The 13,302-nt window shown below is 68.1% G+C and carries 12 protein-coding genes; 6 read left to right on the top strand and 6 right to left on the bottom strand.

Features of this window, described 5'->3' with window-relative positions; all coding sequences use genetic code 11:
• Positions 1–17 precede the first annotated feature (17 nt).
• Positions 18–776: an SDR family NAD(P)-dependent oxidoreductase gene (locus tag BMZ02_RS06645; protein WP_091641158.1), complete on the bottom strand. Its 759-nt coding sequence runs from the start codon at positions 774–776 to the stop codon at positions 18–20.
• A 145-nt stretch (positions 777–921) separates the two neighbouring features.
• Here BMZ02_RS06645 and surE point away from each other — a divergent pair, with 145 nt between their 5' ends.
• Positions 922–1,710 carry a 5'/3'-nucleotidase SurE gene (surE, locus tag BMZ02_RS06650; RefSeq protein ID WP_091641160.1) on the top strand — a complete coding sequence of 263 codons (789 nt, stop codon included), beginning with the start codon at positions 922–924 and terminating at the stop codon, positions 1,708–1,710.
• A gap of 32 nt (positions 1,711–1,742) precedes the next feature.
• On the opposite strand, the gene BMZ02_RS06655 is transcribed toward surE, so the two are convergent.
• Positions 1,743–2,201: a MaoC family dehydratase gene (locus tag BMZ02_RS06655; RefSeq protein WP_091641163.1), complete on the bottom strand. Its 459-nt coding sequence runs from the start codon at positions 2,199–2,201 to the stop codon at positions 1,743–1,745.
• A 227-nt stretch (positions 2,202–2,428) separates the two neighbouring features.
• On the opposite strand from BMZ02_RS06655, the gene BMZ02_RS06660 reads away from it, so the two are divergent.
• From BMZ02_RS06660 to BMZ02_RS06680, 5 genes are all read left to right on the top strand, one after another.
• On the top strand, positions 2,429–3,610 hold the full coding sequence (locus BMZ02_RS06660) for an acetyl-CoA C-acyltransferase (protein WP_091641166.1): 1,182 nt from the start codon (positions 2,429–2,431) through the stop codon (positions 3,608–3,610).
• Positions 3,611–3,696: 86 nt separating this feature from the next.
• The gene (locus BMZ02_RS06665) at positions 3,697–4,893 is read left to right on the top strand and encodes an acyl-CoA dehydrogenase family protein (protein WP_091641169.1); all 1,197 of its coding nucleotides are present in this window, start codon (positions 3,697–3,699) and stop codon (positions 4,891–4,893) included.
• 30 nt (positions 4,894–4,923) lie between these two features.
• On the top strand, positions 4,924–6,075 hold the full coding sequence (locus BMZ02_RS06670) for an acyl-CoA dehydrogenase family protein (RefSeq protein WP_091641172.1): 1,152 nt from the start codon (positions 4,924–4,926) through the stop codon (positions 6,073–6,075).
• A 244-nt stretch (positions 6,076–6,319) separates the two neighbouring features.
• Positions 6,320–8,125 carry an acyl-CoA dehydrogenase gene (locus tag BMZ02_RS06675; RefSeq protein WP_091641175.1) on the top strand — a complete coding sequence of 602 codons (1,806 nt, stop codon included), beginning with the start codon at positions 6,320–6,322 and terminating at the stop codon, positions 8,123–8,125.
• A 28-nt stretch (positions 8,126–8,153) separates the two neighbouring features.
• Positions 8,154–8,918, top strand: coding sequence for a class II aldolase/adducin family protein (locus BMZ02_RS06680; RefSeq protein WP_216110728.1), 765 nt, complete (start codon positions 8,154–8,156; stop codon positions 8,916–8,918).
• Between the two features lie 479 nt (positions 8,919–9,397).
• Here BMZ02_RS06680 and rssA read toward each other — a convergent pair whose 3' ends face one another.
• The 4 genes from rssA to BMZ02_RS06700 all read right to left on the bottom strand — a co-directional run bounded on the left by rssA (position 9,398) and on the right by BMZ02_RS06700 (position 13,297).
• The gene (gene rssA / locus BMZ02_RS06685; protein WP_245753965.1) at positions 9,398–10,333 is read right to left on the bottom strand and encodes a patatin-like phospholipase RssA; all 936 of its coding nucleotides are present in this window, start codon (positions 10,331–10,333) and stop codon (positions 9,398–9,400) included.
• Between the two features lie 88 nt (positions 10,334–10,421).
• The gene (locus tag BMZ02_RS06690) at positions 10,422–11,264 is read right to left on the bottom strand and encodes an XdhC family protein (protein ID WP_091641180.1); all 843 of its coding nucleotides are present in this window, start codon (positions 11,262–11,264) and stop codon (positions 10,422–10,424) included.
• Between the two features lie 9 nt (positions 11,265–11,273).
• The gene (locus BMZ02_RS06695; RefSeq protein ID WP_091641183.1) at positions 11,274–12,422 is read right to left on the bottom strand and encodes a vWA domain-containing protein; all 1,149 of its coding nucleotides are present in this window, start codon (positions 12,420–12,422) and stop codon (positions 11,274–11,276) included.
• Positions 12,419–13,297, bottom strand: coding sequence for an AAA family ATPase (locus tag BMZ02_RS06700; protein ID WP_091641185.1), 879 nt, complete (start codon positions 13,295–13,297; stop codon positions 12,419–12,421). Before BMZ02_RS06700 ends, BMZ02_RS06695 begins: the two co-directional genes overlap by 4 nt.
• Between the last annotated feature and the right edge of the window lie 5 nt (positions 13,298–13,302).

Below are 13,302 nucleotides of genomic sequence, written 5' to 3' on the forward strand. Positions count from 1 at the left end.
GCGGGTTGAGCGGTGATTCAGGCGGAGACCGTCTCGCCGCCGTCGGCGACAATGGTCTGGCCGGTCACGTAAGCGCCCATGCGCGACCCCAGGAACAGCGCCACACCGGCGATGTCCTCCGGCTCGCCGATCCGGCGCAGCGGGGTCTGGTTCTCCACGCGCTGGAGCCGCTCCGGATCTTCCCACAATGCCTTGGCGAAATCAGTCTTGACCAGCCCCGGGGCAATGGAGTTGATGCGGATGTTGGACGGCCCCCACTCCAGCGCCAGGTTGCGGGCCAGGGACGCTTCCGCGGCCTTGGACATGCCGTAGCAGCCGATGACCGTATTGCCGCGCAGGGCGGCGATGCTGGAGAGAAGGATCACCGAACCGTTCTTTCGCTCCGCCATCTGCGGCAGCACCATGTTGCAAAGCTGCCAGGTGCTCTTGACGTTGGTGTTCATGATCTTGTCGAAGGCCTCGTCGGTGAGCTCGCTCATGGGGCCGTAGACGGGGTTGGTGGCGGCATTGGCCACCAGGATGTCGATGCGCCCCCACGTCTCCATGGTCGCGTCCACGAGCTTCTGCAGCTCCTCCTTGATGCCAATATGGCAGGGCACGGCGATGGCCTCATGACCCTTGTCGGTGAGCTCCTTCGCCACCGCTTCACAGGCTTCTGCCTTGCGGCTGGAGATCACCACCTTCGCGCCGTGTGCGGCGTAGGCCTCGGCAATCGCCTTGCCGATGCCGCGGCTGGACCCGGTAATCAGTGCAACCTTGTCTTTGAGATCGATCATCGCTTCTTCTCCCCTTCGCTGATTCAACACGGGCCGACACCAGCCCGGCGTGTCTGTCTGTTGTCGATGCACTGCCGGCGGCTGGCCCGCACGGCGCCATCCACGCATACTGTGCCGCCGACCACCCCCAACCGAGGAGCTGCCCATGACGGCGAAACTGCCCCGCGTCCTGCTGACCAACGACGACGGCATCGACGCCGACGGCCTCGCCCACCTGACCACCATCGCCCGGGACGTGGCCGAGGAGGTCTGGATCGTGGCGCCGGAGCGGGATCAGAGCGGCAGCTCCCACAGCGTCTCCCTGCACGAGCCCGTCCGCTGCCGGCGCCTGGGCGACCGGCACTACGCCGTCTCCGGCACACCCAGCGACTGCGTGCTCATGGCCACCCAGCACCTGATGCGCGATGCGCCGCCCGCGGTGGTGCTGTCGGGTATCAACCGGGGCGCCAACGTCAGCGACTCGGTGGCCTACTCCGGCACCCTCGGCGCCGCCATGACGGCGCTGGTGATGAACGTGCCGGCCATCGCCCTGAGTCAGGCCTTCCACAGCCCGGAGCCGGTGCCATGGGGCACGGCGCTGCGTCACGCACCGGCCCTGATCCGTGACCTGGCGGCCGGGCCGTGGGGCACGGAGCTGTGTTTCAACGTGAACTTCCCCGCCATCGCCCCGGACGCCGTCAGCGGCCGGGCCGTGTGCCGGCAGGGCCGCGGGTCCATTGCCGGGGTGCGTATCGAGGCGCGCATGGACACCCGCGAGAAGCCGTACTACTGGTTCGCCTTCCAGCACGACTACTCGGGGGTGACCGCCGCGGACACGGACATCGAGGCCCTGCGCCACAACCGCATCGCCATCTCGCCGCTGCGACTGGAGCGCAACGACGCAACCCTGGAGGCGGCGCTGGCAGAGCGCCTGGGTGCGGAACGGCCGGGCTGACGCCGCCGTCCGCCGGCTGTGCAGCGCCGTCATCAGGGCAGACAGAGGCTCACGGACTCGGCGATGCACGCCGGCTTGTCCTGGCCTTCCACCTCGATGGTGACGTCGGCGGTGAGCTGAACGCTGCCGTCGTCGCGATCACTGACGTCCTTGATCACCTGGTGCAGGCGCACGCGCGCGCCCGCGGGCACGGGGCCGGTAAACCGCAGCTTGTTCAGACCGTAGTTGATGCGCGCGCTGACGCCCTGAATCTCCAGCAGCTGCTGGGCCAGCATGGGCAGCAGCGAGATGGTGAGAAAACCGTGGGCAATGGTCTGGCCGTAGGGGGACTCCCGGCGGCAGCGCGCCTCGTCGACGTGGATCCACTGGTGATCACCGGTGGCTTCGGCAAACGCGTTGATACGCGCCTGATCCACGGTCACCCAGTCGGTCCTGCCCAGGTCCTTGCCGCTCTGGGCCCTCAGCTCATCGAGACCGTTGACTACCAGCACGGGCTTTCTCCTCTGCTTTGATTCCGCCTTGCGAAACCCAGTTTTAAAAATTTTGCTTCTGAAAGCGAACACCCTATACTGAAACCCATCTGATGGGAAGCGGCCCCCAGGACCTATGTTGCCATGCACAACAACGGCTTGGCGCGCTTCCCGTACGGTCGTTCCGGCGCGTTCGGCCACGCGTAGTCAGTCACCGTTCAAACGGCAAGCCGAATCAGGAGAACATCATGTCCGACGCCGTTATCGTCTCCACCGCCCGCACGCCCCTGGCAAAGTCCTTCCGTGGCGCCTTCAACATGACCCATGGCGCCGATATCGGCGCCCACGCGCTCAAGCACGCCGTGGAGCGTGCCGGTGTGGAGCCGGCCGAGGTGGAGGACCTCATCATGGGTTGCGGCATTCCCGAGGGGGCCACGGGCCATAACATCGCCCGGCAGATTGCCCTGCGCGCCGGCATGCCCATCACCACCGGCGGCACCACCGTGAACCGGTTCTGCAGCTCCGGCCTGCAGACCATCGCCATGGCCGCCCAGCGGGTGCTGGTGGACAAGGTGCCGGTGATGGCCGCCGGCGGCGTGGAGTCCATCACCCTGGCCCAGGCCAACATGAACAAGACCCACCTGCACAACGAGTGGCTGAAGGCGAACAAGCCGGCCATCTACCTCTCCATGATCGAGACGGCGGACATCGTCGCGGAGCGCTACGGCGTCTCCCGCGAGTACCAGGACGAGTACGCCCTGCGCAGCCAGCAGCGCACCGCCGCCGCCCAGGAGAAGGGCTACTTCGACGACGAGATCGTGCCCATGGACGTTGTCCAGGGCTTCAAGGACAAGGAATCCGGCGAGACGTGGACGGAGAACCGCACTGTCAGCAAGGACGAGTGCAACCGCCCCAACACCACCCTGGAAGGGCTGCAGTCGCTGGAGCCGGTGATGGGCCCGGACAAGTTCGTCACCGCCGGTAACGCCAGCCAGCTCTCCGACGGCGCGTCGGCGTGCGTGGTCATGGACGGCAAGCTCGCCGAGCAGCGCAACATCGAACCCCTGGGCATCTTCCGCGGCTTTGCCATCGCCGGCCTGGAACCCGACGAAATGGGCATCGGCCCCATCTACGCCGTGCCCCGTCTGCTGGAGCGCACCGGCCTGAAGATGGACGACATCGACCTGTGGGAGCTGAACGAAGCCTTCGCCTCCCAGGTGCTCTACTCCAAGGATCAGCTCGGCATTCCGGACGAGAAGCTGAACGTCAACGGTGGTTCCATCTCCATCGGCCACCCGTTCGGCATGACCGGCGCCCGCTGCACCGGTCACGCGCTGATCGAGGGCAAGCGCCGCGGCGCCAAATACGTGGTCGTCACCATGTGCGTGGGTGGCGGCATGGGTGCAGCCGGACTGTTCGAAGTCTGCTGATCCCCTGAAACCACAACCCCCGGCGGCACCGTGCCGCCGGGGGTCTTCTTTAAAGACGGGTCTCAACTGCCTGGAGTCAATCAGTCATGGACATCAATTTCACCCCCGAGGAAGAGGCTTTCCGCGAGGAAGTGCGCGCCTTCCTGAAGGAGAAACTGCCCGAGAACGTGCGCCAGAAGGTGCTCAACCACAAGCACCTGACCAAGGACGACCTGGTCAACTGGCAGAAAACCCTCTACGAGAAGGGCTGGGCCGCCCCCGGCTGGCCGAAGAAGCACGGCGGCCCGGGCTGGACCCCGGTGCAGAAGGCCATCTTCGACGAGGAAACCGCCCTGGCGGGCGCGCCGCCGATCATCCCCTTCGGCCTGTCCATGGTCGCCCCGGTGATCATGAACTTCGGCAGCGAAGAGCAGAAGGAGCGCTTCCTGCCGGGCATTCTCTCCAGCGACGACTGGTGGTGCCAGGGCTACTCCGAACCGGGTGCCGGTTCCGACCTGGCCTCGCTGAAGACCCGCGCCGAGCGCAAGGGGGACAAGTACATCGTCAACGGCCAGAAGACCTGGACCACCCTGGGTCAGTACGCCGACTGGATTTTCTGCCTGGTGCGCACCGATCCCGAGGCGAAGAAGCAGGAAGGCATTTCGTTCCTGCTCATCGACATGAACAGCCCCGGCATCACCGTGCGCCCCATCATCACCCTGGACGGCGGCCACGAGGTCAACGAAGTCTTCTTCGACAACGTGGAGGTGCCCGCGGACAACCTGGTCGGTGAAGAGAACAAGGGCTGGACCTACGCCAAGTTCCTGCTCGGCCACGAGCGCAGCGGCATTGCCGGTGTGGGCCGCGGCAAGATGGAGCTGCGCCGCCTCAAGGAGATCGCGGCGAAGGAGCAGAAGAACGGCCGCCCGCTGATCGAGGACACCACCTTCCGCTCCCGCGTGGCGCAGATCGAGATGGAGCTGGACGCCCTGGAGATGACCGACCTGCGCGTCATCGCCGCCGTGCAGCATGGTCAGGCCCCCGGGCCGGAAGCGTCCATGCTCAAGATCAAGGGCACGGAGATCCGCCAGGAGATCTACCACCTGATCCGCCAGGCCGTCGGGCCGTACGCCCTGCCGTTCCAGCCCGAAGCGCTGGGCGACGAAGGCACCGATGACGCCGTGGCGCCGGACTACTGCCTGTCCGCGGCGCCCACGTACTTCAACAACCGCAAGCTGACCATCTTCGGCGGCTCCAACGAGATCCAGAAGAACATCGTCTCCAAGATGATTCTGGGCCTCTGAGCGGGACACACGGTTTACGGAGCAAACACCATGGATTTTTCTCTGACTGACGAACAGCGCATGCTCCAGGACACGGTGGAGCGCCTGGTGCAGGATCAGTACGGCTTCGAACAGCGCCGCGAGTACATGCAGGCGCCCGGCGGCTTCACCCGCGAAATGTGGAACCAGATCGCGGAACTGGGCCTGCTCGGTGTGCCCTTCCCCGAGGAGATCGGCGGCTTCGGCGGCGGCGCCGTCGAGACCATGCTGGTCATGGAAGCCTTCGGCAAGGGCCTGGTGCTCGAGCCCTACGTGGCCTCGGTGGTCACCGCCGGCCAGCTCATCGCCGATGCCGGCAGTGACGCCCAGAAGGAGGCCGTGCTCGAGCCCCTGGTGGGCGGCGAGCTGATTCTCGCCTTCGCCCACGGCGAGCGGGACAACCGCTACAGTAACACCCAGGTGAGCACCCGCGCCGAGCGCAGCGGCGGTGGCTACACCCTGACCGGACAGAAGTCCGTGGTCATGCACGGCGACAGCGCCGACAAGCTGGTGGTGAGCGCACGCACCAGTGGCAACGCCACGGATGCCGACGGCATCAGCCTGTTCCTGGTGGACGCCGGCGCCGACGGCGTCTCCGTCCAGGGCTACCCGACCATCGACGGCCTGCACGCCGCCGAAGTGGAGCTCAAGGGTGTACAGGTGGGCGAGGACGCCCTGATTGGCTCCGAGGGCAAGGCCGCGGAGCTGATCGAGCTCACCCAGGACCGCGGCGCCTTTGCCGTGTGCGCCGAGGCCGTGGGTGCCATGACCGTGGCCTGCGACCTGACCCTGGACTACATCAAGCAGCGCAAGCAGTTCGGCATGCCCATCGGCGCCTTCCAGTCGGTGCAGCACCGCATGGTGGAGATGCGCATGGAGCTGGAACAGGCCCGCTCCGCCACCATGAAGGCCGCGGCCAAGCTGGAAGGCGGCGACGCCGTCGAACGGCGCCGTGCCGTCTCCACCGCCAAGTACCAGGTGGGCAAGGGCGGCCGCTTCGTCTCCGAGCAGTCCATCCAGCTGCATGGCGGCATTGGCATGACGGAAGAGTACAACCTCTCCCACTTCGCCAAGCGCATCGCCATGATCGACAACCAGTTCGGGGACGCCGACGCGCACCTGGACCGGTTCTCGGCGCAGATGGACGTGCCGAAGACGGCGTAAGGGCATACCCGGGCGAATGCCTCGGTCGCCGGTCGGGTGATCCGGTCACGGACCGTCTCCAGCCATGGACGGCTGGAGACGAGCCTACAGGGAAGTACTTGTGGCGTGTCCGTGACCGGATTGCCCGACCGGCGCCCCCTGACCGAAGCCCGGCTGCGGCCATACAGGCGAGCCATCATCTCGCGGCTGAAGCCGCTGTCGCACGGCTCCGACGGATTACTCCACCCCACTGCGCGAGACCACCATGAACAGCCCCATCGTCAACCGCCGTGACCTGGATTTCCTCCTCTACGAACTGCTGGACGTGGAACGGCTCACGGAGCGCGAGCGCTACGCCGAACACAACCGCGAGACGTTCGACGCCGCCATCGAGACGGCGCACCGCGTGGCCGTGGATCACCTCTACCCGCACAACCGCAAGAACGACCTCCAGGAGCCGGAGTTCGACGGCGACACCGTGACCACCATTCCGGAGGTGAAGCAGGCGCTGGACGTGTACTGCGATACCGGCCTGATCGCCGCCGCCCAGGATTTCGACCGCGGCGGCATGCAGCTGCCGGCGACCATCGCGCAGACCTGCACCGCCATCGCCAAGGGCGCCAACGTGGGCACCTTCGCCTACATCGGCCTGACCGTGGCGGCCACGAACCTGATCCTCGCCCATGGCAGCGACGAGCAGATCGAGCGCTACACGCCGCACATGCTGAGCGGCCGCTTCTTCGGCACCATGTGCCTGAGCGAGCCCCAGGCGGGCTCCTCCCTGGGCGACCTGCGCACCCGCGCCACGCCGCAGGACGACGGCAGCTACCGCATCCAGGGCAACAAGATCTGGATCTCCGCCGGCGACCACGAACTCTCCGAGAACATCGTGCACATGGTGCTGGCACGCCTGCCCGACGCGCCGCCGGGGGTGAAAGGCATTTCCCTGTTCATCGTGCCCAAGTACCTGGTCAACGACGACGGCAGCCTGGGCCGGCGCAACGACGTGAAACTCGCCGGGCTCATCCACAAGATGGGTTACCGCGGCACCACCTCCACCATGCTCAACTTCGGCGAGAGCGGCGACTGCGTCGGCTACATGGTGGGTGGCCCCGGCGACGGCCTGAAGTGCATGTTCCACATGATGAACGAGGCGCGCATCGGTGTCGGCCTGGGCGCGGTCATGCTCGGCTACGGCGGCTACCTCCACTCCCGCGACTACGCGCTGGAGCGCCGCCAGGGACGCGCGCCCGGCGAGAAGGACCCCACCACGCCGCAGCGGCTGCTGGCGGAGCACGCCGACGTGCGCCGCATGCTGCTGGCGCAGAAGAGCTACGTGGAGGGCGGCCTGGCCCTGGGGCTGTACTGCGCCACCCTGGTGGACGATGAACGCACCCACCCGGACGCCAGCGCACGGGCCGACGCGGCGCGGCAGCTGGCCATTCTCACGCCCATCATCAAGTCCTGGCCGTCGGACTACTGCCTGCGGGCCAACGATCTGGCCATCCAGATCCTGGGCGGCTACGGCTACACCCGCGAGTACCCGGTGGAGCAGTACTTCCGCGACAACCGCCTGAACCCGATCCACGAGGGCACCCACGGCATCCAGGCCCAGGACCTGCTGGGCCGCAAGGTGCGCCAGGAGGACGGCGCCGCATTCCGCTGCCTGGTGGACGCCATGCGCCGCACCGCGGACGACGTGGACCGGAGCGGCCCGGCAGCCATGGCCGGCCACGCCGATGCCCTGCGGCGCGCCCTGGACACCCTGTGTGACACCACCCAGGCACTGGCTACGGTGGCGGAGACCGGCGATCAGGAGCGCTACCTGGCCAACGCGAGTTACTATCTGGAGATGACCGGGCACATCGTCATGGCCTGGCTGTGGCTGCGGCAAGGGATCACCGCGGCAGACGCAACACCCGCCACGGATGACGACCGGGCGTTCTACCAGGGGAAGCTGGCGGCGTGCCGCTACTTCTTCAACGTGGAGCTGCCCAAGGTCCACTACCACGCGGATCTGCTCCGCCAGGTGGAGGACACCCCGCTGACGACCGAACCCGCCTGGCTATGAACCGGCGGGCCCCGACGAGGAGAACACCATGGACATGAAAACCAGTGATCCCGCACTGAACACCGATTTCGACTCGCTCACCGAGTGGGACGTGCGCGTCCAGCTCGCCGCAGCCTACCGGCTGGTGGCCCACTTCGGCTGGGACGACCTCATCTTCACCCACCTCTCCTGCCGTGTGCCGGGGCCGGAGCACCACTTCCTGCTCAACCCCTACGGCTACCTGTTCCACGAGATCACCGCCTCGTCGCTGGTGAAGGTGGACAAGGATGGCAACGCCGTGGACAAGGATGGCGAAGGCAAGATCAACCCGGCCGGCTTCACCATCCACAGCGCCGTGCACATGGCGCGGGACGACGCCCACGCGGTGATGCACCTGCACGAGCCAAACTGCATGGCCGTCTCCGCCCAGGAAGGCGGGCTCAAGCCGCTCAGCCAGACCGCCATGCTCTGCCAGGCGCATCTGGCGTTCCACGAATACGAGGGTGTGGCCCTGAACCTGGACGAGCGCGAGCGGCTGATCCGGGACATGGGCGACAAGAACATCATGATGCTCTGGAACCACGGCGTGCTCACCGCCGGCAAGACGGTGCCGGAGGCGTTCATCTACCTGTACTTCTTCACCCGCGCCTGCGAGATCCAGGTGCGCGCCGGCAACGGCCCGCACCACCTGCCGGACCAGCAGGCCATCGATACCACCCGGGAGCAGGGCCAGATGCTCGGCGGCGCCGCCAAGCTCGCCTGGCCGGGCCTGCTGCGTATCGCCGACGAGCAGTACCCCGGATTCCGGGAGTGAGGCGGAGATCGTGGTGGTGGACCTGAAGGTCCACCCTACGGGCTGCGGTGCCGGTTGGGGTGATGTGCCCGGGATGGTGGACCTGAAGGTCCACCCTACGAGCTGCGGTGCCGGTTGGGGTGATGTGCCCGGGATGGTGGACCTGAAGGTCCACCCTACGAGCCGCGATGCCGGTTTGGGGGGATATGCCCGGGATGGTGGACCTGAAGGTCCACCCTACGAGTTGCGGTGCCGGTTGGGGTGATGTGCCCGGGATGGTGGACCTGAAGGTCCACCCTACGAGCTGCGGTGCCGGTTGGGGTGATGTGCCCGGGATGGTGGACCTGAAGGTCCACCCTACGAGTTGCGGTGCCGGTTGGGGTGATGTGCCCGGGATGGTGGACCTGAAGGTCCACCCTATGCCTGCGGGATTCCTGCGTGGAGGCGGTGTCGGGCGTAGGGTGGATCTTCAGATCCACCATCCACGAACTCACCTCGTTCTACACCTCGAACAGGTCCTGCAGCGCCGGGGCCATGCGGCGCACGGCGGCTTCGCCCTCGGCGATGGCCTCGGCGGCCCGGTCGAACTCCAGCAGGCCGATGTGGGACAGCCGCGGCGAGATGAGCATGTCCGGCGGATCGCCGGCCATGCGGCTGCGGGTGATGCGGTCCTGCATGATGTTGATGGAGTTCGCCGTCACCTGCAGCAGCCCCGGTGTCGGATCGCCCCCGCGCAACTGCGGCATGGGCGGAACCTTCAGCCAGGGCGCGTGTTCGCGGATGCCGGCGGAGAGGCGGTCCATCCAGTTGGGATCCACCGCCTCCTCTTCCACTTCCGGCTGACGGGGGCGGCGGATGTGCCGCCCCACCAGGTCACCATTCAGGCTCACGGCGATCACGCGCTCCGCGCCCATGGCCCGGCACAGGGAGACCGGCACCGGATTCACCAGCCCGCCGTCCACCAGCCAGCGCCCGTTGTGCTGCACGGGTGTGAAAATGCCCGGCAGCGAGATGGAAGCGCGCACCGCCTCCGGCAGCCCGCCGTCCCGCAACCAGACCTCGAGCCCCGTTTCCAGCTCCGTTGCCACCACGCCCAGGGGCAGGCGCAGATCCTCGAAACGTGCCTCGCCGAAATGCTCGCGGAAGGTCTTGACCAACCGTTTGCCCTCGAAGAAGCCACCACTGGAGAACCCCAGATCCATGTAGCCGATGATGTCGCGACGGCTGAGGCGCATCACCCACTCTTCGAACGCCTCCAGGGCGTCCAGCCCGTAGATGGACCCGACAATGGCGCCGACCGAGGTGCCGGCCACCAGATCGGGCTCGATATCCATTTCGGCCAGCGCCTTGATGACGCCGATATGCGACCAGCCCCGGGCGGAGCCGCCGCCGAGGGCGAGACCGATGCGGGGCCGGGAAGGACGGGGACTGGGCACGAACGCGATTCCATGGCATTGCTGGTGAATGAGCCCGCCATGATACCGCCGTGACACCGGCGTCGGGAATGGATTCGACGTCAGCCGCTTACGACACCTGCCCGCAGCAGCTGTCCGCGCCGGCATCGCGCCCGACACCGGCCCCCTCCACGCCGCTCCGCCGCCATTCCACCAGTTGCGCCACCACGGACAGGGCGATCTCTTCCGGCGTGCGGGCGGCGATGTTGACCCCCGCCGGTGCGTGCACACGGGCCAGGGCCTCGGCGGACGCGCCGCGCTCCTCCATGTCCCGCAGCAGGGCGTCCCGCTTGCGTCGGCTGGCGATCAGCGCGATCCGCTCGACGCCCGTGCCGATGGACGCCTCCAGCGCCGCCCGGTCGCCCTGCCCCTGGGTTGCCACCACGGACCAGCGGGCCGACGGCCATTCGGCCGGGACGTCGTGACCCGCCGCATGCCGCCTGGCACCCGGGAAACTGGCGGCGTCCGTATCCGGCGCCAGCACCTGGACACTCAGCCCGACGCGGGTCGCCATTTCCACCACATGCCGGGCCACTGGCGCGCTGCCGTGGACGCGCACCACCGGCGGCGGCAGCATGGGCTCGATGAACAGGTCCACGGTGCCCTGGCTGGCACAGCGCATGTCGAAATCGATCACGCCATCCTCTCCCTTGCTGCTGCTCCCCGGGGGTGAGACGCGGATCAGGCGCGGCTCGCCGTCGGCCAGGGCGTCCTTCACCGCGCGCAGCACGGCGCCGCTGGCGCAGCCCCCGCCGATCCAGCCGTGCACGGCACCGGCCATGGTGATCACCGCTCGGGATCCCGGTTTGCCGGAGGTTGGCGCCAGGGTCCGGACCACCGTGACCAGGGCGCAGGGGGTGCCCTCAGTGCGAAACCGCTGCAGGTGGCTGAAGACGTCGTCACTGCTGATCATCGGTGTCCCTCATAGGCGTACCAGGTCCTGCTCCAGCGCCATCAGGCTCTCCAGGGTGTGCGCCGGCGCAAGCCGGTCCAGGTAAGGCAGCGCCGCTTTCATGGCCCGCGCCTCCGGGGCGTAGCCCTGGCGCCCCATGAGCGGGTTGAGCCAGATCAGGCGTCCGGCCCGGCGACGCAGCTCGGCGAGGGCACCGGTGAGCACGTCGATATCGCCGGTGTCGAGCCCGTCGCTGAGCACGACCACCACGGTGCGGCGCCGGACGCCCCCGCCGTACTGGCGGTTGAATGCGGCCAGGCTGTCCCCGATCCGGGTGCCGCCGTTCCAGCCCGACGCCACCAGGGCGAGCTTCTCGCCCATGCGCTCGGCGGCGGGCTCGGCAAGGGCGTCGGTGACGCGGATCAGCCGCGTGTGGAAGACGAAGGCCTCGGAGCCGGGAAATGCCGTCAGCGCCCCGGCGGCGAAGCGCAGGAACCGGTAACTGTAGAGGTTCATGGAGCGGCTGGCGTCCACCAGCAGAACGAGATTCGGCGGCTGCCGCCGCGGGCGCTGCCAGACCGGATCCACGGGCACACCGCCCCGGCCGATACTGTTGCGCAGCGTGCGCCGGAGGTTGAGATGCCGCCCCTTGCGCACGACCCGCCAGCGCCGCCGCAGGCGGTATTTCCAGCGCCGCGCCATGCGGTCGGTGAGTGCATCCAGGGCGCGACGCTCCGCCGGGTCGTGCAGGTGGCGGAAATCGGTGCGCCCCAGCCCCTCGCGCCGGCTCGCCCCTTCCCGGGCACCACCGGGTTCGGCATCTTCGCTGCCGTCGTCGCCGGCTCTGTCCGGCTGCGACTGCGGCTCGCCCCCGGACCGCCCCGGCACCGGTTGCAGCCCGCCGCCGGGGCCGCTGGCCCGAGTGCGCGTGCCGCGCTTCGGAAACCAGTAGTCGCTGAACAGGGTATCGAACTCCCGCCACTGATCGGGCGTCCCGCAGTACAGGGCGCGCAGCGCGTCGCGCAGCTGCTCGCGGTGATCCACACCGACGGTCTCGGCGATGCGCAGGGCATCGTGCTGCTCTTCGATGCCCACCGGCCAGCCCCGGGCGCGCAGGGTCCGGGTCAGCCCCATGAGGCCCCGCGTGACCGGCGTGATCCGGGTCGCCGGCGTGTTCATCGCGCCCCCGCCGCCAGCGCACTCACCTGTTCGGGGGTAAGCGCGTCTCGGTCCTGGCGGGTCTTGACCAGGCAGGAGAGCGTCTCCAGCAGGGTCTCCGGGTCCGCGTCCAGCCGCTCCACGCCCAGCCCGTTCAGCGCCGCCGCCCAGTCCAGGGTTTCGGCAACACCGGGCGCCTTGCGCAGGCCCTGCTGACGCAGGGACTGGACGAACCGCACCACCTGCCGGGCCAGTGCGTCGTCCACCTCCGGCAGGCGTGCACGCAGAATCGCCTGCTCCTTCTCCGCCGTGGGGTAGTCCAGATAGTGGTACAGGCACCGCCGCCGCAGGGCGTCGGAGAGTTCGCGGGTGGCATTGGACGTGAGCAACACCCGCGGCCGGCTGGTGGCGGTGATGGTGCCCAGCTCCGGAATGGTGATCTGGAACTCCGCCAGCACCTCCAGCAGAAACGCCTCGAACTCCTCGTCGGCGCGGTCGATCTCGTCCACCAGCAGCACCGGCGGCTCGGGCTGGCTGATGGCCTCCAGCAGCGGCCGGCGCAGCAGGTAGCGCTCGGAGAAGATCGCGTCCTCGGCCTCGGGGCCGCTGCGGCCCTCGGCCTCCAGCAGCCGGATGGCCAGCAGCTGGCGCTGGTAGTCCCACTCGTAGACGGCGGTCTGGGCGTCCAGCCCCTCGTAGCACTGCAGCCGGATCATGCGGCAGTCGTGCACGGCGGCCAGGGCCTTGGCCACTTCCGTCTTGCCGACGCCGGCCTCCCCCTCCAGCAGCAGCGGCCGGCCGAGACGGTCGGACAGGGAGAGCGTCGCCGCCAGGGCCGGCTCCGCCACGTAACCGGCCTCGGCGAGACGCTGCCTGTACGCTGCGGGATCCAGCATCACCT

The sequence above is a fragment of the Aquisalimonas asiatica genome, assembly GCF_900110585.1.
GTDB classification, from domain to species: domain Bacteria; phylum Pseudomonadota; class Gammaproteobacteria; order Nitrococcales; family Aquisalimonadaceae; genus Aquisalimonas; species Aquisalimonas asiatica.

Bases quoted from the DNA above. Each gene is read 5' to 3' on its own strand.
- BMZ02_RS06645 (WP_091641158.1), bottom strand. From the start codon at position 776: ATGATCGATCTCAAAGACAAGGTTGCACTGATTACCGGGTCCAGCCGC.
- BMZ02_RS06670 (WP_091641172.1), top strand. From the start codon at position 4,924: ATGGATTTTTCTCTGACTGACGAACAGCGCATGCTCCAGGACACGGTG.
- surE (WP_091641160.1), top strand. From the start codon at position 922: ATGACGGCGAAACTGCCCCGCGTCCTGCTGACCAACGACGACGGCATC.
- BMZ02_RS06675 (WP_091641175.1), top strand. From the start codon at position 6,320: ATGAACAGCCCCATCGTCAACCGCCGTGACCTGGATTTCCTCCTCTAC.
- BMZ02_RS06665 (WP_091641169.1), top strand. From the start codon at position 3,697: ATGGACATCAATTTCACCCCCGAGGAAGAGGCTTTCCGCGAGGAAGTG.
- BMZ02_RS06680 (WP_216110728.1), top strand. From the start codon at position 8,154: ATGGACATGAAAACCAGTGATCCCGCACTGAACACCGATTTCGACTCG.
- BMZ02_RS06695 (WP_091641183.1), bottom strand. From the start codon at position 12,422: ATGAACACGCCGGCGACCCGGATCACGCCGGTCACGCGGGGCCTCATG.
- BMZ02_RS06700 (WP_091641185.1), bottom strand. From the start codon at position 13,297: ATGCTGGATCCCGCAGCGTACAGGCAGCGTCTCGCCGAGGCCGGTTAC.
- BMZ02_RS06690 (WP_091641180.1), bottom strand. From the start codon at position 11,264: ATGATCAGCAGTGACGACGTCTTCAGCCACCTGCAGCGGTTTCGCACT.
- BMZ02_RS06660 (WP_091641166.1), top strand. From the start codon at position 2,429: ATGTCCGACGCCGTTATCGTCTCCACCGCCCGCACGCCCCTGGCAAAG.